General features: G+C 60.0%; 23 protein-coding genes. 14 read left to right on the top strand and 9 right to left on the bottom strand.

Annotation, left to right across the window (positions count from 1 at the left end; all coding sequences use genetic code 11):
- Positions 1-7: 7 nt before the first annotated feature.
- On the top strand, positions 8-460 hold the full coding sequence (locus ACR0E6_RS16000; RefSeq protein WP_480585114.1) for an META domain-containing protein: 453 nt from the start codon (positions 8-10) through the stop codon (positions 458-460).
- A gap of 4 nt (positions 461-464) precedes the next feature.
- Here ACR0E6_RS16000 and ACR0E6_RS16005 read toward each other — a convergent pair whose 3' ends face one another.
- From ACR0E6_RS16005 to ACR0E6_RS16020, 4 genes are all read right to left on the bottom strand, one after another.
- Complete coding sequence (locus tag ACR0E6_RS16005) at positions 465-2,126, bottom strand: FAD-binding dehydrogenase (protein ID WP_480585116.1); 1,662 nt, start codon at positions 2,124-2,126, stop codon at positions 465-467.
- A gap of 11 nt (positions 2,127-2,137) precedes the next feature.
- Entirely contained in the window at positions 2,138-2,995 is an 858-nt protein-coding gene (locus tag ACR0E6_RS16010) for a bile acid:sodium symporter family protein (protein ID WP_170519950.1), read from the bottom strand.
- 73 nt (positions 2,996-3,068) lie between these two features.
- Positions 3,069-3,803: a glutamine amidotransferase gene (locus ACR0E6_RS16015; RefSeq protein ID WP_170454922.1), complete on the bottom strand. Its 735-nt coding sequence runs from the start codon at positions 3,801-3,803 to the stop codon at positions 3,069-3,071.
- Between the two features lie 16 nt (positions 3,804-3,819).
- Positions 3,820-5,592: an SLC13 family permease gene (locus ACR0E6_RS16020; RefSeq protein ID WP_480585120.1), complete on the bottom strand. Its 1,773-nt coding sequence runs from the start codon at positions 5,590-5,592 to the stop codon at positions 3,820-3,822.
- Positions 5,593-5,702: 110 nt separating this feature from the next.
- Here ACR0E6_RS16020 and ACR0E6_RS16025 point away from each other — a divergent pair, with 110 nt between their 5' ends.
- Positions 5,703-6,443 (top strand): YebC/PmpR family DNA-binding transcriptional regulator, encoded by a 741-nt coding sequence (locus ACR0E6_RS16025; RefSeq protein ID WP_170519960.1) that lies wholly within the window; start codon positions 5,703-5,705, stop codon positions 6,441-6,443.
- 169 nt (positions 6,444-6,612) lie between these two features.
- Positions 6,613-7,902, top strand: a complete 1,290-nt coding sequence (locus ACR0E6_RS16030) for a permease (RefSeq protein ID WP_170737508.1) — start codon at positions 6,613-6,615, stop codon at positions 7,900-7,902.
- 16 nt (positions 7,903-7,918) lie between these two features.
- Here the strand turns inward: ACR0E6_RS16030 and ACR0E6_RS16035 are convergent, their stop codons facing one another.
- Together ACR0E6_RS16035 and ACR0E6_RS16040 are read right to left on the bottom strand one after the other, a co-directional pair.
- Entirely contained in the window at positions 7,919-8,608 is a 690-nt protein-coding gene (locus ACR0E6_RS16035) for a nitroreductase family protein (RefSeq protein WP_170737509.1), read from the bottom strand.
- 4 nt (positions 8,609-8,612) lie between these two features.
- Positions 8,613-9,530: a LysR family transcriptional regulator ArgP gene (locus ACR0E6_RS16040; protein ID WP_480585124.1), complete on the bottom strand. Its 918-nt coding sequence runs from the start codon at positions 9,528-9,530 to the stop codon at positions 8,613-8,615.
- Between the two features lie 87 nt (positions 9,531-9,617).
- Between ACR0E6_RS16040 and ACR0E6_RS16045 the strand changes: the two genes are divergently transcribed.
- The 6 genes from ACR0E6_RS16045 (at position 9,618) to ACR0E6_RS16070 (ending at position 15,390) form a co-directional block, all read left to right on the top strand.
- The gene (locus ACR0E6_RS16045; protein ID WP_170624372.1) at positions 9,618-10,217 is read left to right on the top strand and encodes a LysE/ArgO family amino acid transporter; all 600 of its coding nucleotides are present in this window, start codon (positions 9,618-9,620) and stop codon (positions 10,215-10,217) included.
- A gap of 40 nt (positions 10,218-10,257) precedes the next feature.
- A complete protein-coding gene (locus tag ACR0E6_RS16050) occupies positions 10,258-11,166 on the top strand; it encodes a DMT family transporter (protein ID WP_170454910.1) in 909 nt (302 codons plus the stop codon).
- Between the two features lie 81 nt (positions 11,167-11,247).
- Positions 11,248-11,820, top strand: a complete 573-nt coding sequence (betI, locus tag ACR0E6_RS16055; RefSeq protein ID WP_170454908.1) for a choline-binding transcriptional repressor BetI — start codon at positions 11,248-11,250, stop codon at positions 11,818-11,820.
- On the top strand, positions 11,817-13,325 hold the full coding sequence (betC, locus tag ACR0E6_RS16060) for a choline-sulfatase (RefSeq protein WP_480585129.1): 1,509 nt from the start codon (positions 11,817-11,819) through the stop codon (positions 13,323-13,325). Before betI ends, betC begins: the two co-directional genes overlap by 4 nt.
- 88 nt (positions 13,326-13,413) lie before the next feature.
- Positions 13,414-15,072, top strand: a complete 1,659-nt coding sequence (gene betA, locus ACR0E6_RS16065) for a choline dehydrogenase (protein ID WP_480585131.1) — start codon at positions 13,414-13,416, stop codon at positions 15,070-15,072.
- A gap of 78 nt (positions 15,073-15,150) precedes the next feature.
- Positions 15,151-15,390 (top strand): HP1242/YdcH family protein, encoded by a 240-nt coding sequence (locus ACR0E6_RS16070; protein ID WP_170454901.1) that lies wholly within the window; start codon positions 15,151-15,153, stop codon positions 15,388-15,390.
- 73 nt (positions 15,391-15,463) lie between these two features.
- On the opposite strand, the gene ACR0E6_RS16075 is transcribed toward ACR0E6_RS16070, so the two are convergent.
- Both ACR0E6_RS16075 and ACR0E6_RS16080 read right to left on the bottom strand, forming a co-directional pair.
- The gene (locus tag ACR0E6_RS16075; RefSeq protein ID WP_480585135.1) at positions 15,464-16,864 is read right to left on the bottom strand and encodes a helix-turn-helix domain-containing protein; all 1,401 of its coding nucleotides are present in this window, start codon (positions 16,862-16,864) and stop codon (positions 15,464-15,466) included.
- Between the two features lie 65 nt (positions 16,865-16,929).
- Positions 16,930-18,135: a multidrug effflux MFS transporter gene (locus ACR0E6_RS16080; RefSeq protein WP_480585138.1), complete on the bottom strand. Its 1,206-nt coding sequence runs from the start codon at positions 18,133-18,135 to the stop codon at positions 16,930-16,932.
- 183 nt (positions 18,136-18,318) lie between these two features.
- Here ACR0E6_RS16080 and ACR0E6_RS16085 point away from each other — a divergent pair, with 183 nt between their 5' ends.
- The 3 genes from ACR0E6_RS16085 to ACR0E6_RS16095 all read left to right on the top strand — a co-directional run bounded on the left by ACR0E6_RS16085 (position 18,319) and on the right by ACR0E6_RS16095 (position 20,937).
- The gene (locus tag ACR0E6_RS16085; protein ID WP_170519996.1) at positions 18,319-19,851 is read left to right on the top strand and encodes an acyl-CoA carboxylase subunit beta; all 1,533 of its coding nucleotides are present in this window, start codon (positions 18,319-18,321) and stop codon (positions 19,849-19,851) included.
- Positions 19,852-19,964: 113 nt separating this feature from the next.
- Positions 19,965-20,450: a DUF6497 family protein gene (locus tag ACR0E6_RS16090; RefSeq protein WP_170520000.1), complete on the top strand. Its 486-nt coding sequence runs from the start codon at positions 19,965-19,967 to the stop codon at positions 20,448-20,450.
- A gap of 136 nt (positions 20,451-20,586) precedes the next feature.
- Positions 20,587-20,937, top strand: coding sequence for a hypothetical protein (locus ACR0E6_RS16095; RefSeq protein WP_170624363.1), 351 nt, complete (start codon positions 20,587-20,589; stop codon positions 20,935-20,937).
- 80 nt (positions 20,938-21,017) lie between these two features.
- Here ACR0E6_RS16095 and ACR0E6_RS16100 read toward each other — a convergent pair whose 3' ends face one another.
- Positions 21,018-22,166 (bottom strand): DcaP family trimeric outer membrane transporter, encoded by a 1,149-nt coding sequence (locus ACR0E6_RS16100; protein ID WP_480585144.1) that lies wholly within the window; start codon positions 22,164-22,166, stop codon positions 21,018-21,020.
- A gap of 650 nt (positions 22,167-22,816) precedes the next feature.
- On the opposite strand from ACR0E6_RS16100, the gene ACR0E6_RS16105 reads away from it, so the two are divergent.
- Both ACR0E6_RS16105 and ACR0E6_RS16110 read left to right on the top strand, forming a co-directional pair.
- Positions 22,817-23,020 (top strand): hypothetical protein, encoded by a 204-nt coding sequence (locus tag ACR0E6_RS16105; protein ID WP_170454887.1) that lies wholly within the window; start codon positions 22,817-22,819, stop codon positions 23,018-23,020.
- 119 nt (positions 23,021-23,139) lie between these two features.
- A complete protein-coding gene (locus ACR0E6_RS16110; RefSeq protein ID WP_170520005.1) occupies positions 23,140-25,185 on the top strand; it encodes an acetyl-CoA carboxylase biotin carboxylase subunit in 2,046 nt (681 codons plus the stop codon).
- Positions 25,186-25,228: the final 43 nt, after the last annotated feature.

Genomic DNA, 25,228 nt, shown 5'->3' on the forward strand with positions numbered 1-25,228 from the left:
CAGAGTGATGCCTTTTCCAAAGATCGGTCAGGCCATTGTTGCCGGTGCAATCGTATTGACCCTGTTAGGCACCAACAGCATGGCGCAGAGTGACAGCGATCCGGCACAAACACCGGATGCCGCGGTGTTGGAGAACACAAAATGGTCCGCCATCGGTATCGATGGGGCCGTGTTAAACGCCGAAAAAAGCCCCGAACTTGCCTTTGAAGCCGATGGTGCCTTTGGCGGCAGCGGCGGGTGCAACCGGTTTACCGGACGGGCCGAGATGTCGGGCGATCGGATCGAATTCCCCGAGAATATCGCCGCGACCCTGATGGCCTGCCCGCCCGAGGCCGAGCAGACGGAACGCCAGTTCTTTGACGCGCTGCAACAGGTCGCGACCTATGCCGTTGCGGGCGACAGTCTGGTCATGCTGGATCAGGATGGCGAGCCGGTGTTGAAATTCGTCCGCCTGCCCTAAGCGTTTACGCCACGGCCCGGGACCGTCCCGCGTTGCGGCCCGAGAAGATGCAACCACCCAGGAACGAGCCTTCAAGCGCGTTATACCCGTGATAGCCGCCGCCGCCGAATCCGGCGACCTCGCCGGCGGCGAACAGGCCGGGGACGACCTGACCGTCCGCGCCGATCATCTGGCTGTCCAGATTGGTCTGCAAACCGCCCAGCGTCTTGCGGGTCAGGATATGCAGCTTGACTGCGATCAGCGGGCCGTTGGACGGGTCAAGGAACTTGTGCGGCTTGGCTGTGCGGATCAGTTTGTCGCCGCGATAGTTGCGCGCCGCCAGAATCGCCGCAATCTGCGCGTCCTTGGTAAAGGGGTTTTCGACCTGGCTGTCCCGCGCCTCGATCTGGGTGCGCAGATGCGCCTCGTCGATCAGGCCGCCGCCCAGTTGGTTCATGCCGCTGACCAGTTCGGTTAGCGTGTTGGCAACAATGAAATCCTCGCCATGTTCCTTGAACGCTTCGACCGGGGCAGTGGCTTTTGACCCGGTCAGGACGCGCTGGAACAGCACCTCGCGCCAGCCACCCTCGGTCATGTCGGGGTTTTGTTCAGACCCCGACAGGGCGAATTCCTTCTTGATCACCTTCTGGGTCAACACAAACCAGCTATAGTCATACCCGGTTTTCAGGATTTCTTTCAGCGTGCCCAAAGTGTCAAACCCCGGCAGGCAAGGTGGTTTCATCCGATTGCCGCGCGCGTCGAACCACATGGAACTGGGGCCGGGCAGGATGCGAATGCCGTGCGAGGGCCAGATCGGGTTCCAGTTGCGCAGCCCTTCGGTGTAGTGCCACATCCGGTCGCCATTGATCACATGCCCTCCGGCCTTTTCGCTGATCGCGATCATGCGGCCATCCACATGGAACGGAACACCCGCCACCATGTCCTTCGGGGGCTCGCCCAGCCTGTCACGGGGCCAGTTCTTGCGCACCATCTCGAAATTGCCGCCGATCCCGCCCGAGGTGACGATGACCGAGGGCGCATAGACCTCGAACTCACCCACCTCATCCCGGTTGGTTTTGGCACCGTGCGGAGCGGTATCATCCGCCAGCACCTCGCCCGAGACGCCCTTGGCGCTGCCGTTCTGCATGATGATATGGCTGACCTGATGGCGGAATTTCAACTCGATCCGTCCGGCGCTGACATGGTCACGCACGCGGCGAATGAAGTGTTTCAGAACGCCCGGGCCGGTGCCCCACGTGATGTGAAACCGGGGAACCGAGTTGCCGTGACCGTCCGCATATGACCCGCCTCGCTCGGCCCATCCCACGATTGGGAACCAGCGCAGACCCATCTCGTGCAGCCATGGGCGCATTTCTCCGGCAGCGAATTCCACATAAGCCTCGGCCCATTTGCGCGGCCACGCGTCCACGTCGCGGTCGAACTGCGCGCTGCCCATCCAATCGCGCAAGGCCAGGTCGTGGCTGTCCTTGATCCCCATCCGACGTTGTTCGGGGGTATCGACCATGAACAGCCCACCAAGGCTCCAGAATGCCTGACCGCCCAGAAAACGCTCAGGCTCCTGATCCAGCAGGATTACCTTTTTACCCCGATCACCCAGTTCCGCTGCCGCAACCAATCCCGCCAGTCCGCCACCGACGACAACCGCATCTGCCGTGTTATTGGTCATGAACAGTCCTTTCAGCGTTGGCGAAACCAGACAAGGAAGGGGAACACGACCGCATACATCGTAATCCCATAGACAGCAGATGGCAGGGCCAGGGGGCTGAACCCGCTATCCGTGCCGGTGATCAGGGCCGCCAGCGTGATCCCCAGCGTCGAGTTCTGGATACCTGTTTCGACCGAGACAGTTTTACTCTCGGGCCATGACAGATTTGCGGCACGCGCGATCCCCAGCCCGATCAGCAAAAGCGCAACGTTCAGGGAAATCAAGCCCGCACCCATGATCCCGAGGTTATCGACAAAAAGCTGCCAGTTTCCGGCCAGCGCGGCGACGACGATCAGAACGAACAATACGGTTGCCAGCTTGGACAAACCGTTTTCGATCCGGTTTGCAAACCCAGTTGCAAACCTGCGAAGTCCCACGCCGATGGCCACGGGAAGTGTTGTGATCAGGAACATGGCAATGGCCAGACCGCTGATCGAAACCTCGGGCGCGTTTTCGCCCATGAAATGCGTGATGGACCATGCTGCAAGAACGGGTACCGTCAGGATCGACAGGATGCTGATCACCGCCGTCAGGCTGACCGACAGGGCCACGTCCCCCTTGGCCAGTTTGGTCAGGATGTTGCTGGTCACACCGCCGGGACAAAAGCTGAGCAGCATGAAACCGACCGCGATTTCAGGTGGCAGGCCGAACAGCTTGACGGTCGTGAACGCCGCGATGGGCAGAAGGACGACCTGACATGCCGCACCGATTGCAAAAGGGTATTTGCGGCTCAGCACACGCCGGAAATCCGCGATTTCAAGCCCGACGCCCAGCGACAGCATGATAATGGCCAGCGAGATCGGCAGGCCGACATTAATGAGTAGATCCAAGAACAACTCCTCCCCAAGTCGTTTCGGATCAGCCTATGCGAGCCTGAAAGCCGCAGGCAATACCGCCGTTAGGTCACTTGTAGCGGTCGACGAAGCGTCTCAGGATTTCTCCGGGTTGGGTGACGTCTGCGGCGTTGCAGATATCGATCAGACGTTGCGCGTCTTCAGGCGGGAAATAGCCGTGATGCTTGTAGATATTGATGCGCTGCTCGAAATCCTTTGCGTCCGCCTCGGGGTGAAACTGCGTGGCATAGACGTTCCGGCCCCAGCGGATCATCTGAAACGGGCAGGGGTCAGACGCAATAAGGTGCACGCAGCCGTCAGGCAGAGCTTGCACGGCTTCCTTGTGGCCGACAAAGGCGTCGAATTCCGGGGTCAACCCTGCTGTCAAAGGGTCTGATGCGCCGTCGTCGGTCAGTCGGCAGGATGATGGGCCAACCGGCTCGCCGAACCGGGCTTTGCTGACATCCCCGCCCAGATGCGCGGCCAGAACGCCCAGCCCATAGCAGCAGCCCATGAAGGGATGATCTTGCGCCGTGATCTGAGGCATCAGCCCCATTACCGCGCCTTCGATCTTTGCGTCCAACGCGGATTTTGTCTCGGGCTCGTCACTGACGCAGCCCGGGCCGCCGCCGACGATGACGCCCGCATAGTCGGTGACATCCAGCCCCGCGGGCAGGTCTTCGCAATCCAGCCGAATGCGGTGGGTCTGTTCGGGCGACAGACCGGTCTTGTCCAGGATCGAGGCATATTCCGCGTCCGAGGCATCGGTTTCGGGACGCAGTTGGAGGATCAGAAAACGTTTCATGGGCTGGCTTTACCTGTCAAAGCGGCCAGAACACAAGGATGGCGGGGATCGAGACGGCGATGATCAGGATCTCAAGCGGCAATCCCATGCGCCAATAGTCACCAAACCGATACCCTCCGGGACCCAGCACCAGCGTATTGTTCTTGTGCCCAATCGGCGTCAGAAACGCGGCCGAGGCTGCCACGGCCACCGTCATCAGGAACGGATCCGGCGAAACATCAAGCGTGCGGGCCATCTGGATACCGACCGGGGCGGCGACAATGGCGGTGGCCGTGTTGTTCAGAACGTCCGACAGTGTCATCGTCACAACCATCAGCACGGTCAGAATGGCCCAAGCGGGCAATCCGCCAGTCAGTTGGATCAGGGCGTTTGCGATCAACTCGGTGCCGCCCGAGGTCTCCAAAGCGCTGCCCAGCGGGATCATCGAACCCAACAGAACGACAACCGGCCATTCGATATGATTGTAGATGTCGCTGATGGGCATGATCTTGGTCAGGACATAGGCAATGACCACCAATCCCAAAGCGATAGGCAGATAGATCAGGCCGACACTGGCGGCCAGAACGGCAGCTGCGAACAGACCAATGGCGAGCCACGCTTTTTCGTTCGCCGTCACGTTCAGGCCCCGTTGCGCCAGAGGCAGACAGCCTAGCCATTCGGTGACGTCGGCTCCGCGGTCGCGGGGGCAGAGCAACAGAAGGATGTCACCGGCCTCGACTTCCGTCTTGCGGACCTGTTCTGTGATCCGGCGGCCTTGTCGGGAAATACCCATCAGCACCGTGCTCTGCCGCCAGGCCAGCCCCAGCCCTTGCGCGGTACGGCCCGTGATCCGGGCGTTTTCGGTGGCGACGACCTCGATAACCTCAAGCCCTTCGCCTTCGGCGGTCAGCACTTCTTGCCGCCGGGTATCCGAGAAATCCAGGTTCAGGGCGGCGCGGAACTCGTCCAGCGCCTCGGGGCGGGCTTCCAGAACCAGCGCGTCGCCTTCGGCCAGAGTCGCATGGGCAGAGCGGCCATAGCGCCGCTTGCCGTCCCGGATCAGGCCGATAATGGCCACGTCGGATTTTTCGGCGGCCTCGTACAGCTCGCTGACGCGCTTGCCGATATGGGACGATTCAGGCGGCAGGGTCAGTTCGGCGATATATTCGGCAAGGGTCTCGGACGCCTCTTCCTGCTTGCCCCGGTTGGGGATCAGTCGCCAGCCGATCAGAGATACAAAGGCCAGCCCGGCAATGGCGGCAATGCCACCGACCGGGGCGAAATCGAACATCCTGAAGGGCTCACCCAGCGTCTCTGCCCGAATTGAGGCGATGATGATATTGGGCGGCGTGCCGATCAGGGTTGCCATCCCGCCCAGAATGGTCGCGAAACTCAGCGGCATCAGCGACAGGCCCACGGATCGCCCCGCTTTGCGTGCGGTCTGAATGTCCACCGGCATCAAAAGGGCCAGCGCGGCAACGTTGTTCATGAAGGCCGACAGGACCGCACCGATCCCGCCCATCAGCGCGATATGCGCCCCCAGACCGCGCGAGGCATCGACCAGAGTGCGGGTGATCAGAAACACGGCCCCGGACCGGACCAACCCGGCCGACACGACCAGCACAAGTGCGACAATGATCGTGGCCGGGTGCCCAAACCCCGCAAAAGCGTTGTCGACGGGCACCACGCCCAGCACGACGCCCACCATCAAGGCGGCAAAGGCCACAAGGTCATAGCGGAAACGCCCCCATAGCAGCAGCCCAAAAACAGTAATGAAAAGCGCAAAAAGAATGATTTGATCTGTCGTCATGGGCTCACCATACCCGCAAGGGGGCGTCTCGCAAGCCGGTCTCTTGATCCTGCCCCCCGCAAACGTCTATATGAGCGCCGAATACGCAAACACGATGACGAGGACGCATTATGGCAGGCCACTCCAAATGGGCCAATATCCAGCACCGCAAGGGACGTCAGGACGCCGCGCGGTCCAAACTGTTTTCCAAACTGTCGAAAGAGATCACCGTGGCCGCCAAGATGGGCGACCCTGATCCCGATAAGAACCCGCGCCTGCGTCTGGCGGTGAAAGAGGCCAAGTCGAACTCGGTCCCCAAGGACGTGATCGACCGCGCGATCAAGAAATCGGTCGCGGGTGAAGGCGACGATTACGAAGAAATCCGGTACGAGGGCTACGGCCCCAATGGCGTTGCTGTGATTGTCGAGACGATGACGGATAACCGCAACCGGACGGCCTCGACCGTGCGCTCGACGTTTTCGAAGAATGGCGGCAATCTGGGTGAGACCGGCTCGGTCGGGTTCATGTTCGACCGCAAGGGTGAGGTTGTCTATCAGGCGGACGCAGGCGACGCGGATACTATTTTCGAAGCCGCGATCGAGGCCGGGGCCGAAGATGTCGAAAGCTCTGAAGACGGCCACATCATCTGGTGCGCGGATACTGATTTGAACGATGTGTCCAACGCGCTGGAAGAGGCGCTGGGTGAATCCGAATCCACCAAGCTGGTCTGGAAACCCACGACCACAACCGAACTTGGTCTGGAAGACATGCAAAAGCTGATGAAACTGGTCGATGCGCTGGAAGACGATGATGACGTGCAGCGCGTCACAACCAATTTCGAAGCGACTGATGAGGTCATGGCGCAGCTCTGACCCTTTTGACCTGATTGGTGTTGGGCCCGGCCAGTTTGGCCGGGCTTTTTTGTTTCGGGCATTTCACGTGATGCTTGGTCAAGGCCGGGGAACGCAATAGTCTGGGGGCCTGACAAAGCAACCGGGACGGGCGCGCAGGCTGGCTGCGTGGCTTGGGATTTCGACAAGAATGGCAAAAGACCCATCAGATCTGGCAAAGCGAAACGTTCCGGTTTTGGCCGGGCAGAGCATTTTGTCCCAGGTCGCCTGGACGCTGGGCAGCCCTTCGGTTGTTCTGCCGTTTCTGGCGGTGTCTTTTGAATTGCCGATGTTCGTCGCCGGGGCGTTGGTCTCGGTCCGGATGGTTGGCAGCATGATTGCTGATTTTTTCCTGGCCCGAACCATTGCCGCCCAGACGCAGAAAAAGCGCGGGATCGCGATGACCGAGGTTGCGATTGGCGCCTGCCTGTTGATCGCCATAGCTGTGGCGGCGACGGGATTGGTGCCCCTGATCGCGGTTGCATTCATTTCGATCTTTTTCCTGATCGGTCTGTTCGATGAGATCCAAAACCTGATGTATACGGATCTGATCGGGGATCATGTTCAGTCCAAATCCCGAATGCTGATGCATTACCTGCAACTGGGTGCAGGCGGTTTGGGCGCAATTGGGCTGGCATTGCTGGTCCACGAAATCACCAAGGACAACCCGCCCTTTTCCCGCCATTCTGCCGTTATTGCCGTTTCGGTCACGTTCTTCCTGCTGTCCGGCCTGTCGATCCTTGCCATGGCCGAGATTGGTCAGGCTACACAGGGCAAAGGCACTGAAAAATCGACACTGAAACTGTCGCTGAGGGCCAATATCCAGTCCGTTCTCAGCATGTTTCAACATCAGTGGTTCCGGCGCTATCTGGTCATGCGGATGCCATTGGTGGTTGTCTCGCTATCTGTGCCCTTCTTCGCGCTGATCGCGGCCGAGGCGCATCACAGTTCGGCCAAAGGGCTGACGGCGATGATTGTGTCGTCGGCCTCGGGATATCTGGTCTCGGCCCCATTGTGGCAGATCGTGAACATGAAATCCCATCGCGCGGTCATGGTGGCCGGGACGCTGATGGTCGCGGCGACGGGCATCATCCTGCTGGCGTTTCACTATCTTGGTATCGATCACGAGGTTCATCTGCACGCGATTGCGTTGTTCATTGTCACGGTCGCAGTGACCGGGATCAGCAGCGCCCGCAAGCTGTACTTTCTGGATGTCGCGCCGAAAGAGCAGCGCGTTCAGGGGTCAGCCGCGATCAAAAGCATCGTGCGCCTGACCGCCGTTGCCGTATCCGCCGCCCTTGCAGGCGTTGCGCATCTGCATGAGGTGTCGCTGGCGGTCGCCTTCATCGTGTTGTGCAGTTTGATCGCCGCGGTGGCCTGTTACCGTGTGGTTTTGCCGAAAGAGGCACAGGTTGCGCCAGGCAGCGCAACCGGCACCTGATCCAAGATCGCGTTGCTTAGAAGAAGGAGGAAATCTCCTCCAGCGGCTTTTTCAACTTGGCCACCGCCGGAACCGTCGCACTGTTCGACGGGTGCCCGACCGCAATGATCATCGTGGGCTTTTCCGAGGCCGGACGTCCCAAAGCGTCGTTGAGGAATTTCATGGGGTTGGGTGTGTGCGTCAGGGTGGATAACCCCGCGTGGTGCAAGGCGGCCAGCAGAAAGCCGGTGGCGATGTTGACGCTTTCAGGGACGTAGTAGTTCTTGTAGCGCGTCCCGTCCTCGAACTCGCCCCAGCGCTGGGCGAACACCACGATCAGCCAGGGGGCGATGGTCAAGTGTTCTTTGACGGCGTTGGTGCCGATGGGTTCCAGCGCCTTGATCCATTCATCGCTTGCACCGCCATCGTAGAACCGGCGCTCTTCTTCTTCCGCCTCTTCGCGGATGCGCTGTTTCAGGGCAGGGTCGGAGATGGCGGCAAAATGCCAGGGTTGATGGTTCGCACCAGAGGGCGCGGAACCCGCTGTACGCAGGCAGGTCTCGATCACCTCTTTTTCAACCGGTCGATCTGTGAAGTCGCGGACCGAATGGCGCTGCCGCATCTTGTCATAGAAGGCCTGCGCCGCCTCCTGCATCTGTGCGTCGGTGAAATCGCAGCGGTCGGGCAGGGGAATGGGATCATAGCTGAGAGCGTCGCGTGAAAACATGAGGTTACTCCGAAGGTTTCCCTTTTATCCGGCGGTCAGCGGCAGGGATCAAGGCTTTGGCAGCAGCGTGTTTGACGGCTCGGGTCAACGGGGCCAGCGCCGGGGCCAGAACGCGCCTGACCTGCCAGGTCAGCGCAATGTCCAGCGGCGCGTCCGGGACAATCGGCTGCAAGCGCCCATCTGATATAGGGCCGCGCACAAGGGGTTCGGGGTTCATGCCCCAGCCGATTCCTGCAATCGCGGCATCGACGAACCCATGGGATGACGGCAAAAAATGCGATGGCGGAGAAATACGGCGACTGACCCGCCCGGCAATCCACGCCTTTTGCAGCCCGTCCTTGCGATTGAATACAAGGTTGGGCGCCGCGCTGAGGGATTCGGCATCGACACCGTCGCGAAACCAGCGTCGGATGAAGTCCGGGCTGGCAGTTGGCAGGTATCGCATGGCGCCAAGCTCGACCGCGTCGCAGCCCGTGACCGGCTGGCCGCCCACGGTGATCGCCGCGCTGACCTCGCCTCGGCGCAGCCACTCGGCAGAATGGTCCTGATCGTCGATGACCAGATCGAACAGCAAGCCCGGTGCGTTGGCCATCGCACCCACGAACCACGTGGCCAGAACATCAGCTGGAATCGCCACCCGCACCCGTGCCGGATCGGTGCCTTGATCCAGCGTGAGCTCGCGGGCCAGCTGCGCCTCTAGCAGCCCGATATCCTCTGCATATTGTGCGATGCGCAGGCCAGCCGGTGTGCCGGTGCAGGGTGTCCCCCGGTTGATCAGCGCCGCGCCGATGCGATCCTCCAGCGCCTTGATCCGTTGCGAGATCGCCGAAGGCGTCACCGCCAGCGCGTTTGCGGCCGCGTCAAAGCTGCCATGGCGCAGAATGGCGGACAAAGCCGACAGATGGTTGGGATCAAGCAGCATTAGCCAGATTTAATTCACTTCAGCATCTTTAATTTGATAGAGCGCGCCGCGACCGCTAGTCAACGCCTCGCAACAGCAGGAGGCCCTATGTCGACAACCCTTATCGCCGGATTTGTGCTCAGCTTCAGCCTGATTCTTGCCATCGGGGCGCAAAACGCCTTCATCCTGCGGCAGGGTGTGCGGCGCGAGCATGTGTTTGTCCTGTGCCTGACCTGCGCGGTCTCTGACGCGATCCTGATTGCAGCGGGTGTGGCGGGGTTTGGTTCGTTGGCAAAGGCAATGCCCTGGTTCGAACCCGTCATGCGGTACGGCGGGGCCGCGTTTCTGACCTGGTACGGGCTGCGCAGCTTTCTGTCGGCCTGGCGGGGTGGGGCGGCATTGGAGGCAGGCAATGGCCAACGTACTAGCCTGCGCAGCGCGTTGCTGACAGTGTTGGCCTTCACCTGGCTGAATCCGCATGTTTATCTGGATACGGTTGTCCTGATCGGTTCGATTTCGGCGCAATATGACGACCGGCTGAGCTTTGCGGTCGGGGCCATTCTGTCCAGCTTTGTGTTCTTCTTTTCCCTTGGCTACGGGGCCCGAATTCTGTCCCCGCTTTTTGCACGTCCCCGGGCCTGGCAGGTGCTGGATGTCCTTATCGGTCTGGTCATGCTGAGTATCGCTTTGAAACTTGTTATCATGTGAAGGGTTGTTCCCGAGCGGGTTTCAGTGTTCAACCAAAGCCATGACCACCCTTGCCGTTTCATCCCGCCCGATCGCAGGCATGTTCTGGATGTTTTCCGCCGGGCTGTGCTTTGTTGTCATGACCGCGCTGGTGAAATCGCTCGGCTCGACGATGGACCCCATACAGGCGGCGTTCCTGCGTTATGCGCTGGGGCTTGTGTTTCTGCTGCCCGCCTTGCGATCCATCCTGGCCACCCGTCTCAGCAAACGTGATCTGACGCTGTTCGGGCTACGTGGCGTGATCCATGCGGGCGCAGTGATGCTGTGGTTTTATGCGATGACCCAGATCCCATTGGCCGAAGTTACCGCAATGAACTACATGACGCCGGTTTACGTCACCCTTGGGGCTGCGCTGTTTTTGGGCGAAAAACTAGCGTTTCGCCGGATCGCTGCCATTCTGGTCGCGGTGGTGGGCGTGCTCATCATCCTGCGCCCCGGATTCCGAGAGGTCTCGACCGGGCACATAGCAATGATCGGAACGGCACTGACGCTGGGCGGGTCTTACTTGTTGGCCAAGCTGCTTGTGCGCGATATCCCGCCCTCGGTCGTGGTGGCGCATTTGTCGATCTGGACGACGCTGGCTTTGATCCCTTTCGCCATTGCGGTCTGGAGCGCGCCCAGCTTGCGCGACATCGGTGTTCTGTTCCTGATCGCCACTTTTGCCACCGCCGGGCATTATTTCATGACGCTTGCCTTGCAGGCGGCCCCGGTTGCGGTGACGCAGCCGGTAACGTTCCTGCAACTGATCTGGGCGACCTTGCTGGGCGCCGCTGTGTTTCACGAAGGCGTTGACGTGTGGGTGGTGGCTGGTGGTACGTTGATCCTTGCGGCGGTCAGTTTCATTTCCTGGCGCGAACTGGTGCTGAACCGCCGTGACGTGACCCCACCCAGCATCGCGACCAAGCTGTAACCCGGCGTGGCTTCGTTATTGATTGACGAGTCAATAAAAACGCCCTAGCTTTGGCGTGCAGCGCCAGTTCAGGGGGTAGGGATGCCGAAAGTCGGAATGGAACCAATCCGTCGCGATGCGATTGTCCGTGCCACGATCGCCGAGCTTGGCGTGAAGAAATCCCTGGACGTCACGGTCAGCCAGATCGCCAAACGGGCGGGCATGTCCAGCGCGCTTGCTCATCACTATTTCGGCGGCAAGGACCAGATCTTTCTGGCGGCCATGCGTCAGATTCTGTCAGATTTCGGGGCCGAGGCGCGGGCCGAGCTTAAAGCTGCCGCCCCGACCGAGCGCGCGCAGGCCATTATCCGCGCCTGTTTTGCCCCTTCGTGTTTCTCGCCGGATGTGATCGCCGCCTGGATGACATTCTACGTTCTCGCGCAGACCAATGATGATGCGCTGCGGTTGTGGAAGATCTATCAGGCGCGGATCCGGTCGAACCTGATCGTCGGGCTGCGCCCCTTGCTCGACGATCCGGTGGCTGCTGCGGAAGACATGACCGCGCTGATCGACGGGCTGTATATCCGCGCGGCGCTCAGCGCGCCCGAAGACCCGCAACTGGCCGTGAACCATGCGATGCGTGTTCTCAACACTCTGCTCGAGGCTGAAAAATGACAAACCCGAACATTCTGATCCTGATGGTGGATCAGCTGAACGGAACCCTCTTTCCCGATGGTCCCGCGGACTGGCTTCATGCACCGAACCTGAAAAAGCTGGCCGAGCGTTCGACCCGATTTTCCAATGCGTATACGGCATCGCCGCTTTGCGCGCCGGGGCGGGCGAGCTTCATGTCCGGTCAGTTACCCTCGCGCACAGGGGTCTATGACAACGCCGCTGAGTTTCGCAGCGATATCCCCACCTATGCGCACCACCTGCGCCGGGCGGGCTATTACACCTGCCTGTCAGGCAAGATGCATTTCGTCGGTCCCGACCAGTTGCACGGGTTCGAGGATCGCCTGACCACCGACATCTACCCCGCCGATTTCGGCTGGACCCCTGATTATCGCAAACCGGGCGAACGCATCGACTGGTGGTACCACAACATGGGCTCGGTCACGGGCGCGGGCGCGGCCGAAATCTCGAACCAGATGGAATATGACGATGAGGTCGCCTACAACGCCAAGGCCAAGCTGTATGATCTGGCCCGTGGCAAGGATGACCGCCCTTGGTGCGTGACCGTCAGCTTTACCCATCCGCACGATCCGTATGTGGCGCGCCGGAAATACTGGGACCTTTATGAGGATTGCGAGCACCTGCTGCCCGAAGTCGCAGACCTTGGCTATGACAATCAGGACCCGCATTCGCAGCGCATTTTCGATGCCAATGACTGGCGCAGCTTTGACATTACCGAAGACGACATCCGCAAGTCCCGCCGCGCCTATTTCGCCAACATCTCGTATCTGGACGACAAGATCGGCGAAATCCTTGAGGTACTGGAAAGCACCCGGCAAGAGGCGATCATCCTCTTTGTCTCGGATCACGGTGATATGCTGGGCGAGCGTGGTCTTTGGTTCAAGATGACCTTCTTCGAAGGTTCGTCCCGCGTGCCGCTGATGATTTCAGCGCCGGACCTGCCTGCAGGGCGGATCGACGCGCCGGTTTCGACCATCGACGTCACGCCGACCTTAGGCGCGCTGGCAGGTGTGGATATGGCCGAGATCGCCCCTTGGACCGATGGCGAAAACCTTGTGCCGCTGGCGCAGGGCGAGGAACGCACCACACCGGTTGCAATGGAATACGCGGCCGAGGCGTCTTATGCGCCGCTGGTGTCTCTGCGCTATGGCAAATGGAAATACAACCGCTGCGCGTTGGACCCGGACCAACTGTTCGATCTGGAAAACGACCCGCAGGAATTGACAAATCTGGCGGGCAATCCGGAACACGCAGGCACGTTGCAAACCCTGCGCGCCAAATCCGAAGCACGCTGGGATCTGGACCGGTTCGATGCTGATGTCCGCGCCAGTCAGGCCCGCCGCTGGGTGGTTTACGAGGCGCTGCGGCAGGGCGGCTATTACCCCTGGGATTACCAGCCGCTGCAAAAGGCCTCGGAACGCTACATGCGCAACCACATGGATCTGAACATCGTCGAGGAAAGCCAGCGCTTCCCGCGCGGCGAATAACCTCTTCATCTTTTTGAAAATACTCCCGCCGGAGGCGAATAGATTATGCGACGGATAATCTGGGCTGGCGGGCAAAGGAGACCCGAAAATGGAAGCTGATTTCGTCATTGTGGGTGCCGGTTCCGCCGGTTGCGCGATGGCCTATCGCCTGAGCGAGGCCGGGGCCTCGGTTCTGGTGATCGAACATGGCGGCACGGATGCCGGACCGTTCATCCAGATGCCTGCCGCGCTGAGCTACCCGATGAATATGTCGCGTTATGACTGGGGCTTTAGCTCGGAACCCGAGCCACATCTGAACAACCGCCGCCTGGCTTGCCCGCGAGGCAAGGTGATTGGCGGCTCATCCTCGATCAACGGCATGGTCTATGTGCGCGGCCATGCGCGCGACTTTGACACCTGGGCGGAAATGGGGGCCGATGGTTGGTCCTATGCCGATGTGCTGCCCTATTACAAACGGATGGAGACCTGGCACGATGGCGGCCATGGGGGCGATCCCGAATGGCGCGGTACGGATGGTCCGCTGCATGTCTCGCGCGGCCCTCGCGAAAATCCGCTGTTCCAGGCTTTCGTCGATGCAGGTCGGCAAGCGGGATACCAAGTCACGGGCGACTATAATGGCGAAAAGCAAGAAGGCTTTGGCCCGATGGAGCAGACCGTCTGGAAAGGGCGGCGCTGGTCGGCGGCGAATGCTTATCTGCGGCCTGCGCTCAAACGGGACAATTGCGAAATCATCCGCGGTCTGGCGGCGCGTGTGGTGATGGAAAACGGGCGCGCCACCGGTGTCGAGCTGGTGCGCGGGGGAAAGACCGAAATTATCCGCGCCCGGCGCGAAGTGGTTCTGGCCGCATCGTCGATCAACTCTCCCAAACTGCTGATGCTGTCGGGGATCGGCCCTGCGGCCCATCTGGCCGAGCATGGGATCGATGTTGTCGCGGATCGCCCCGGCGTGGGTGCGAACCTTCAGGATCATTTGGAGCTTTATATCCAGCAGGCCTCGCTGCAGCCGATCACGCTGTACAAGCATTGGAATCTGATCAGCAAAGGGTTGATCGGGGCGCAGTGGCTGTTCACCAAAACCGGGCTTGGTGCCTCGAACCAGTTCGAAAGCGCGGCCTTTGTCCGGTCGAAACCGGGTGTGGAATATCCCGATATTCAGTATCACTTCCTGCCCATGGCAGTGCGCTATGACGGTCAGGCGGCGGCCGAGGGGCATGGGTTCCAGGCGCATGTCGGTCCGATGCGCTCACCCTCGCGCGGGGCAGTCACCTTGCGGTCGAACAGACCCGAGGATGCGCCTGTTATCCGGTTCAATTACATGAGCCACGAAGAGGATTGGGAGGATTTCCGGACCTGCATCCGCCTGACCCGCGAAATCTTCGGTCAGGATGCCTTCAAACCCTATGCGGGGAAAGAGATTCAGCCGGGCGCAGATGTTCAAAGTGATGAGGAATTGAACGGCTTCATCGCGGAACATGCCGAAAGCGCCTATCACCCCTGCGGCACCTGTCGGATGGGGCGGGCGGACGACAAGATGTCCGTTGTCGATCCCGAAGGTCGTGTCATTGGTGTAGATGGTTTGCGCGTCGCCGACAGCTCGATTTTCCCGCAGATCACAAACGGCAACCTGAATGCGCCGTCGATCATGGTTGGCGAAAAAGTCTCGGACCACCTGCTGGGTAAAGACGCGTTGCCAAAGGCCAATGATCGCCCTTGGATTCACCCGCAATGGGCCATTGCGCAGCGGTGATTTGATCCGCGTCAAAGCGGGGTGGGGCAGGGTCCGGTAGATGTGACTCGCAATGACATAATTCAGGAGCGAACAGGAATGTCCCACACCCCGCATGAACTGGCCGAAGAGTTTCCGGACAAGGTCGAATTGATGAGCCAGCTCAAGCAATCGGACGCGCATTTCGCCCGGCTGGCCGAGGAATATCACGAGATCAATCGCGTCGTGCATCGGGCCGAAACCAATATCGAGCCTATGGAAGATCTGGCTGAGGGTGAGATGCGCAAGAAACGCGCGGCCCTGAAAGACGAGATCTGGGCGATTCTTTCAAAAGCCTGAGCCATGTGGCGGGGGCTCTGCCCCCGTCGCGGCAGGCCGCGACTCCCCCGGGATATTTTCAGCCAGGTGAAGTTCAGGTGACCTGATAGGGCAGGGTGCCGCGGGTATGGGTGTCGATGGTGAGGCGACGTTCCAACGGCGGAACCGAGCGCTGGTGGCAGGTTTGCCGCTCGCAGATGCGGCAGGAAATGCCGATAGGCTCGTAAGCGCTGGCGTTGTTGATGTCGAGGTTGTCGGCATAGACCAGGGCTTGGGCGTGGCGCACCTCGCACCCCAATGCAATGGCATAGCGGCGGACGGGCGCGCCATAAGATCCGCCCGATTTCGAAACATCTGTGGCCAACGAGATATAGCGGACGCCATCCGGCGTTTCCGCAAGTTGCAACAGGAAGTGACCGGGTGTCTCAAACGCGCGGTGAACGTTCCACAGAGGGCAGGCGCCGCCGAAACGCGCAAATTGCAGCCGCGTGGCCGAGTGGCGTTTGGTGATTGTTCCGGCCTGATCGACGCGTACGAAGAAGAACGGGATACCCTTTGCGCCGGGTCTTTGAAGTGTGGACAGGCGGTGGGCGATTTGTTCGATTGATGCCCCGAACCGGGTGCTGAGCAATTCCAGATCGTGCCGGTAATCCTGTGCGGCGGCCAGAAATTTGGCATAGGGCATCAGGGACGCGCCTGCAAAGTAATTGGCCAGTCCGATTTTGGCGATCGAGCGCGCCTCCTCGCTTTGGAATTTGGCGAAATCCAGTGTGGCTTCGAGGAGCTTGTCCTGGCTGATCAGAGCCACTTGCAGCAGCAGTTGAAAAACCTGCGTCTGTGGTGCGGTCCGTGAGGACAAGCGCAACGTTTTGCTTTCGGCGTCGTAGACGCGCAGGTCCTCGATATCGGAAAAGACGACCTGAATGCCGCGCTCGGACAGGCTGCTGAGGGCTGCTTCTCGTATGCCGCCCGGCTCTTCTGCGCGGTTGGCGAACAGTTCGGCTGCGCGGTCGACGGCGTCGATATAGTTGTCGCAATAATGGAAGAAATCCCGCACCTCTTCCCAGGGGCTGGCCTGTGTGCTGGCATCCTCGCGCCCCAATGCTTCGTCCAGCGATGCCAGACGTTCGTGGGTCTGGCGGTAAGTACGGTGCAGTTCGATAAAGGCGCGGGCCAGAGCGGGGGCGTTCGAAGCCGTCAGGCGAAGATCGGCCAGCGGCGGGACCGCGTCGGCAAAGACCGGATCGGCCAGCGCCTCGCGCATGTCCGAGACGAGGCGTTCGCTGTCACCGGTGCTAAGCTCGGTGACGTCCATGCCAAATTCCTGCGCAAGCGCCAGAACCACCGTGGTCGAGATCGGACGGTTATTATTCTCCATCTGATTGAGGTAGGGTAGTGAGACGCCCAGCTTTGCGGCGAATTCCCGTTGTGTCAGGGACAGTCGTGTGCGCATCTCGCGTAGTTTTGCACCGGCGTAGAGTTTCTGGGTGGGCATGGAGTGCCTTTGCAACTTTACTTTTGTTGCAGGCTAACTTTGCAAACCCACAATGGCAAGCGATGTTAAAGGCCCAATTGCCGCTCGCGCCAGATCACGGTGCAAATCGCGCAGATGGCCAGGATGGCGGTGGTCAACATCAGCCAAAGCAGAGGCATAGCGCCCGATTCCACGGTCAGCAATGCGCCGGCTATCGCGCTCAGGCCCGCGCCGCCGCCCAGCATGATCGCCCCGCTGAGGCCCGAGGCCGTGGCCGCCAGATGCGGGCGCACGGACAGGGCGCCGGATGTGGCGTTTGGGATGGTCATGCCGTTGCCAATGCCGACAAAGGTCATGAAGCTGAAAAAGCTAAGCGCAGTTCCCATCCCGGTCAGGAAAATGACTGCAGAAATGGCGACGCCGGTTGCGTTCAGAATGCTGCCCCACAGAACCATGCGGTTGACGCCAAAGCGGACGGAAAACCGACCGCTGAGGAAATTGCCGAGGAAATACCCGACGGCAGGCGCGCCAAAGTAAATGCCGACCTCGGCCGCGCTCAGGCCAAAAACCTCGGTTCCGATGAAGGGTGCGCCACCGAGATAGGCAAAGAATGCGCCCGACGAAAACGCTGAAGACAGCGAATAGCCCCAGAAGCGGGGGGATTTCAGAAGCTCGGGGTATTCGCGGAATTGCTGGATCAGGGTTTTGCCGCTTTTGGCCGAGGTCTCGCCGAAGTCCACATATGTCAAAAGAAGCGTCAGTGCGCCCAAGGCAAATGGGAGCCAGAAATTGGCCTTCCAGCCGAAGGTCTCTTCGAGCAATCCGCCAATGGCGGGGCCGATCATCGGAACCACCGCCATGCCCATTGTAACATAGCCGATCATCGATGCGGCTTGGTCCTGATCGTATAGATCCCGCACGGCTGCCCGGCTGAGGACCATGCCGACAACAACCACCGCCTGACACATGCGGAAGGCCAGAAATATCTCGGCAGTTGGAGCGAAAATACAGCCCAGCGTAGCCAGCAGGAACAGCGACAGCCCCCACAGAAGAACCGGTCTGCGCCCCGCCTTGTCAGCCAGCGGGCCAAGGAGGATTTGCAGGACAGCGTTCACCAGCAGGTACAGCGCGATGGACAATTGCATGACCTTATAATCGGTCTCGAAATGCAGTGCCATGTTCGGCAGGCTGGGCAGAAACAGGTTCATGCTGAGCGCGGCGAGGCCAGACAGCAAGACAAGTGTGCCGATCTTTGGGGGTGTGCGGCGGGCCGGTGATGTTCTGAACTGCATAGTTCACATGTATAGCTGCGGTTCCGAGGAATGCCAGACGGGCGCTGCCGCTACGTCAGTAATTTGCACTTTTACAGTTTTCCAGAATGTAGTTGCCAAGACTTTGCAAATTTGCCGAAAAGGGCTTTGGTCGGATCACAACTGCATATACTGTCCGTCCAAATTTAATAGGGGATACGCGCCATGAAAGACATCCTTTCCGAGCTTGAAGACCGTCGCGAAGCCGCCCGTTTGGGTGGTGGGCAAAAGCGAATTGATGCACAGCACGGGCGTGGCAAACTGACCGCGCGCGAGCGGATCGAACTGTTGCTGGATGAAGGCAGCTTTGAAGAGTTCGACATGTTTGTCAGCCATCGCTGCACAGATTTTGGGATGGATAAACAAAAGCCTGCCGGTGACGGTGTGGTGACCGGCTGGGGCACGATCAATGGCCGTATGGTCTATGTGTTCAGCCAGGATTTCACCGTGTTCGGCGGCTCTCTGTCAGAAACGCACGCTCAGAAGATCTGCAAGATCATGGATATGGCGGTGCAGAACGGCGCGCCGATCATCGGCATCAACGATTCGGGCGGTGCGCGAATCCAGGAAGGCGTTGCCTCGCTTGCCGGTTACGCCGAAGTGTTCCAGCGCAACATTACGGCCTCGGGCGTGGTGCCGCAGATCAGCGTGATCATGGGCCCCTGTGCCGGTGGCGCGGTGTACAGCCCGGCGATGACGGACTTTATCTTTATGGTAAAGGACTCGTCCTACATGTTCGTGACCGGCCCCGACGTGGTGAAGACCGTCACCAACGAGGTTGTGACAGCCGAGGAACTGGGTGGCGCATCGACCCATACCAAGAAATCGTCTGTCGCGGACGGCGCGTTCGAAAACGATGTCGAAGCACTGGCCGAGGTGCGCCGGCTGGTCGACTTCCTGCCGCTCAACAACCGCGAGAAGCCGCCGGTTCGCCCGTTCTTTGATGAACCGGACCGCGTCGAGAAATCGCTGGACACGTTGGTGCCGGACAATCCGAACACGCCCTATGACATGAAAGAGCTGATCACCAAGATCGCGGATGAGGGTGACTTCTACGAAATTCAGGAAGATTTCGCCAAGAACATCATCACCGGTTTCATCCGCCTCGAAGGGCAGACGGTCGGCGTTGTGGCCAACCAGCCGATGGTTCTGGCCGGGTGTCTGGACATTGATAGCTCGCGCAAGGCCGCGCGGTTCGTGCGCTTCTGCGACTGTTTCGAGATCCCGATCCTGACTCTGGTCGACGTGCCGGGCTTCCTTCCCGGGACGCAGCAGGAATATAGCGGCGTCATCAAGCACGGGGCCAAGCTGCTGTACGCGTATGGCGAAGCAACCGTGCCGAAGGTCACCGTGATCACCCGCAAGGCCTATGGCGGTGCTTATGTTGTTATGGCGTCCAAGCACCTGCGCGGCGATTTCAACTATGCCTGGCCCACCGCTGAAATCGCCGTGATGGGCGCCAAGGGCGCGACCGAGATCATCCATCGCGCCGATCTGGACGATGCCGAAAAGACGGCGCAGCATGTGGCGGACTACGAAGACCGCTTTGCGAATCCGTTCGTGGCGGCCGAGCGTGGCTTTGTCGATGAGGTGATCATGCCGCAATCGACCCGTCGCCGGGTGTCGCGCGCATTCGCCAGCCTGCGCGGCAAGCAGCTGAAGAACCCGTGGAAAAAGCACGACAATATTCCGTTGTAAGCCTACGGGGTGGGGCAACCCACCCCATCCGGCCCTTGGCCGGGTAACGCGAAAAACAGGTCAGAACTCACCGCCAAATGAGGCAGGTTTGACAATAGCCGATAAATAGTTAAATGATCCGTCCCACCAGACATAGAACCGCGCAGGCCAACAGCACTGCGCGCGCGACTCCGGAAGGAGGAGCCTGCCGTCGGTGGGTCCGGGGTCGCGCCATTGGTCTGGTCTTGTCCGTTCTTGGCACCGCAACCTTTGCGCAATCCGACGTAACCTTGCCGGTACCGTCAGGGCAGCCGGTGCACCTGAACGATGTCTTGCTGGACAATAACCCCGGAGAGCTGTGGGTGCGGTTCCGGTTCATCGCTCCGAAGATCGGCGCGACGGTGGGACGGATCGGATATGATGTGGCATCGCAGGACATGGCGCATCTGTGCCAGACGCTGGCGGTGGCCTATGTTGCGCAGCATGAATTGGACCCGGCGCTGGTGATCATTTCGCTGGCCGATCGCCCGATCGAGTTCGGCAACACGGCACCGGATGCCACGCAATTCTTCGAAGCCTACAGGCTGGAATCGTCAGATTGCATCTGGGAGGGGCTTTGATCATGTCCTTCGGGTTTCGCGACCTCAGCGCGCCGCAGGCCAAAGCTGCCATATTCGGGGTGCGCCGCATGAAAGCGCCCCATAAAGGCTGTGTTATTTCCCGTCTCGGTGCTACCCGGGGCACGGAGGTAACGACATGCTGAAACATCGTGGATTCCCCGGACGTCTGGCCGGGACAGATTTTCAATTCACCATCCGCCGCGCTAACCCCAAGGGCGTGACGCCGATCACACGGCGCGAGCGGTTTCGGGATCGCAAACCGGCGGACCGGCGGGCTGATGCGGCGTTCATGGAAGCGCTGTGGCACCATTTCGGAGATCAGCCGTTTGAACGCGGCAACCTGGATGCAGGCCGGTTAAGCTGGCTGTTCGGGCGCGAGGTTGTTCCGGCGGAAGATCCGTTTGATCCGGCAAGCTATGATGCGCTGCTGGTGATCGACCCGGATGCGGCGCGTGCGTCGTTCCCTGATCTGTTTGGAGCGGCCTGATCATGCAGAGGCCGATGCCGCATAATCTCGTCCGGTGTGGCAAGACCCCGCCCAGAAATGGGCGAGGCCGATTTGCGGTATCAGAAGTTCAGCTGGGCGGCGACTTGTACCCGGCTGCCATCGAAGGTGTCGCCGGAATTCACGTCATTCCGCTCACCGTAGATGTACTCGGCGCTGAGCGTCAGGTTGTCGGTGGCCTTGTAGAAGGCGTTGACGTGGATCGTCTCAAGTTCGGTGAAGGCCAGATCGCCGGTCGAGGTGGGGAGGTCGTAATCCTCGCGCCCGTAGGCGATGCCGACATTCCACTTCGGGCTCAGATCCTGCCGGAACTCTATCGTGTAGCCGTCGACATCGTTGGCCTGCCCGCCGACGATTGGATCACCAAGGCCGATCAGGTAGGGGCCAAGCGCTTCGCCGGTCACGTAGTTGACTTGGAACAAGCCGCCCTGCCAAGGACGGATCGAACCGGACAGTGTAAAGCCGGTCTGATCCACCTCGACGCTACCGGACTCAGCCTTGCCGTAGAGCGCCGACGCACGCGCGATGTACTTGCCATCATTGTACTCCACCGCACCGGTCAGAACCGGATCGTCCGAGTTCGAGCCGCCTACGTTCTCTTCAACAGACACTGCGAAAGTAGTGTTCGCGCCAATGGTGTTCGTGTAGCGCACTTGGGGTACGCGAGCGAACGGAATACCAACCGGACCGTTGAATTCGACCGAGGTAGGATAGGTGTCCAGCGGCTGGAAGTTTGTCCAGTACTGACCGATGAGCCAATGATCACCAATGGTGATGTTCGCGTGACGCAGGCGAAGCTCAGCAGCGCCGCCACTGGCAAACAAGTCCAGTTCCAACTGACCTCCGATTTCGCCGATGCTGGTGGGGGTGCTTGTCCGCAAACCGATACGCGATTGGCGGATCGTGGCGCCAAACGTTCCGTCAGTAGCCGCAGAAGGCTCACCGATGACGTTCACAAAAGCCGTGTCTCCCTGATCGAAATCGAAATCGTAGAAGAAGTCGGCTTTGACGTATCCGTAGACGTCCAGAGTGGTGTTTCCGATTCTGAAGTCGCCATTGGCGGGGCCGGACTTGTTGGCCTCGAGCGCTTCGACCCGGGCGCGCAGCGCGTCGAGTTCGGCCTGCGAGGCGTCCTGGGCAAAAGCAACCGTGCCGGTCACACAAAGCGCAGAGGCAGCAAGCAGGATTGCCTTGGTTCGTATGGTCTTCATGTAGGTGTTTCCTTGTGTGCGAGTGTGCGCTCGCACCGTTTCACGCAGTTGTTAGTGAAGGAAATCACGAGAATGGGATCGAAAAAGCCAAACTTCTCAAGCAATTGTGCATTGGTTGCGGAAAATTCTCACGCCAAGGTGAACAGATCGGTCAACTCTATGAATCCGAACGTGTTTCTGCACGGCGGCGAGTCATTGGATTGTGATGCTGCGTGTGCGAATAGTCTCAGCCAGAGAGAAAAATGTAACAGCAATGTGACTGCTGATCTCGTGCATGTGGCTGGAATGTCAGAAAACCGGATCGGCACGATTTTGCGCGGATTTTCGCCGGATGGGCAATTTCCAGCCGGAATCTCACTTGGAAACAATACTTTGTTTGCGGCCATGATTGTGGCGTGCAACCTGTTCAAGCCGTGCGGCTCTACTTTGCCTGCGCCGCACATGCACCTACTATTCCGTACCCCTTCCTTCCGCGGGCAGGCTTGTGTTCCCCACATAGTCCTGTCCGCGTTTTTCTTTGCGCAGTCTGCAGGCGTAAAGCGGCATAAATCTGCGCAAAACGCGGAAATGCCGCGTCTGATATTGAATAACAAAGCCCAAAACCGGCATCTGCCCTCAAAGCTATCGAGACGACAAAAAGGGCAGACATCATGCGACTCTCACGTTTCTTCCTTGTTGCGGCAACCTGTGCAGGCCTTGCCGCGTGCGGCGACACAACCGGCGAACAGGCCATCCTGGGCGGCGGTGCAGGGGCAGTTGGCGCTGCCGTGCTCAGCGCCGATCCGCTGTTCGGGGCCGCAGTGGGCGCCGCGGGCAACGTGCTCTACTGCAAAACGCAGAACACCTGCCGCTAACCTGAAATTCCCGGGGCGCGTTTCGTCGCCCCGTCCGTCATCGCGCATCACGCCGTCGTGGGGGTTGCTCCCTGCGGCGGCGTTGTGCGTTTCCAGAACACCAAGCCAAAGGACGTTCCATGTTCAATAAGATCCTGATCGCCAACCGGGGCGAGATCGCCTGCCGGGTTATCAAGACCGCCCGCAAGATGGGTATCGGCACTGTTGCCATCTTCTCGGACGCAGACAAAAACGCGCTGCATGTGTCGATGGCCGACGAATCCGTGCATATCGGCCCGCCCCCTGCGAACCAGTCCTATATCGTGATCGACAAGGTCATGGACGCCATCCGCCAAAGCGGCGCGCAGGCGGTGCACCCCGGCTATGGCTTCTTGTCTGAAAACGCCAAATTCGCCGAGGCGCTTGAGGCCGAAGGCGTTGCCTTTGTCGGCCCCCCGAAAGGCGCGATTGAGGCGATGGGTGACAAGATCACCTCGAAAAAGATCGCTCAGGACGCCGGTGTTTCCACGGTTCCCGGCTACATGGGTCTGATCGAAGACGCGGAAGAAGCGGTCAAGATCTCGAACGAGATCGGCTATCCGGTGATGATCAAGGCCAGCGCCGGGGGCGGAGGTAAAGGCATGCGGATCGCGTGGAACGACGAAGAAGCGCGCGAGGGCTTCCAGTCGTCCAAGAACGAAGCCGCAAACTCGTTCGGCGATGACCGGATTTTCATCGAGAAGTTTGTGACCCAGCCGCGTCACATCGAGATTCAGGTTCTGTGCGACAGCCACGGCAACGGCATCTATCTGGGCGAGCGTGAATGTTCGATCCAGCGCCGGAACCAGAAAGTGGTGGAAGAAGCGCCGTCGCCATTCCTGGACGAAGCGACCCGCAAGGCGATGGGGGAACAGGCCGTGGCCCTGGCCAAGGCCGTGGGTTATGCCAGCGCCGGTACGGTGGAATTCATCGTTGATGGTCAGAAGAACTTCTACTTCCTTGAAATGAACACTCGCCTGCAGGTGGAACACCCTGTGACCGAGCTGATCACCGGCGTAGATCTGGTCGAACAGATGATCCGTGTTGCAGCCGGTGAGCCTCTGTCGATCACGCAGGATGACGTGACCCTGACCGGTTGGGCCATCGAAAACCGCCTGTATGCGGAAGACCCCTATCGCAACTTCCTGCCCTCGATTGGGCGACTGACCCGCTATCGCCCACCGCAAGAGGTCGCGGCTGGCCCGATGCTGGTGAACGGCAAATGGCAGGGCGAGGCGCCCGAAGGTGATGCCGCCGTGCGTAACGATACCGGCGTCTATGAAGGCGGCGAGATCAGCATGTATTACGACCCGATGATCGCCAAGCTGTGTACATGGGCCCCGACCCGCGAGGCCGCGATCGAGGCAATGCGCGTGGCGCTGGACAGCTTTGAGGTCGAAGGCATTGGCCACAACCTGCCGTTCCTATCCGCCGTGATGGACCATCCGAAATTCATCAGCGGCGACATGACCACGGCCTTCATCGCCGAGGAATATCCCGAAGGGTTCGAAGGTGTCACCCTGCCCGAGGATGATCTGCGCCAGATCGCAGCATCGTGCGCCGCGATGCACCGCGTGGCTGAGATTCGCCGCACCCGCGTATCGGGCCGAATGGACAACCACGAGCGTAAGGTCGGCAAACGCTGGGTCGTCTCGCTGGAAGGTCACGAGTTCGCCGTTCAGGTCAACGCTGACAAAGAAGGCGCGACGGTCAAGTTCGAAGATGGCTCAACCCTGCGTGTGGCCTCTGATTGGACACCGGGCGACCAACTGGCCGTTCTGGATGTCGATGGCAGCCCGCTGGTTCTGAAGGTTGGTAAGGTCTCGGGCGGGTTCCGCGTGCGCAACCGGGGTGCTGACCTGAAAGTACAGGTGCGCCGTCCGCGTCAGGCGGAACTGGCCAAGCTGATGCCGGAAAAACTGCCGCCGGATACCTCGAAAATGCTGCTCTGCCCGATGCCCGGCCTGATCGTGAAGGTCGATGTCGAGGTGGGTCAGGAAGTGCAGGAAGGTCAGGCGCTGTGCACCGTCGAGGCGATGAAGATGGAAAACATCCTGCGCGCCGAGAAGAAAGGTGTGGTCGCCAAGATCAACGCAGGCCCCGGCGATAGCCTTGCCGTGGACGATGTGATCATCGAGTTCGAGTGATCATGACCGCGCTTTTGTCATATCGCACTGGGTTCCCGGCGTT

Source organism: Ruegeria sp. AP12, from assembly GCF_056540025.1.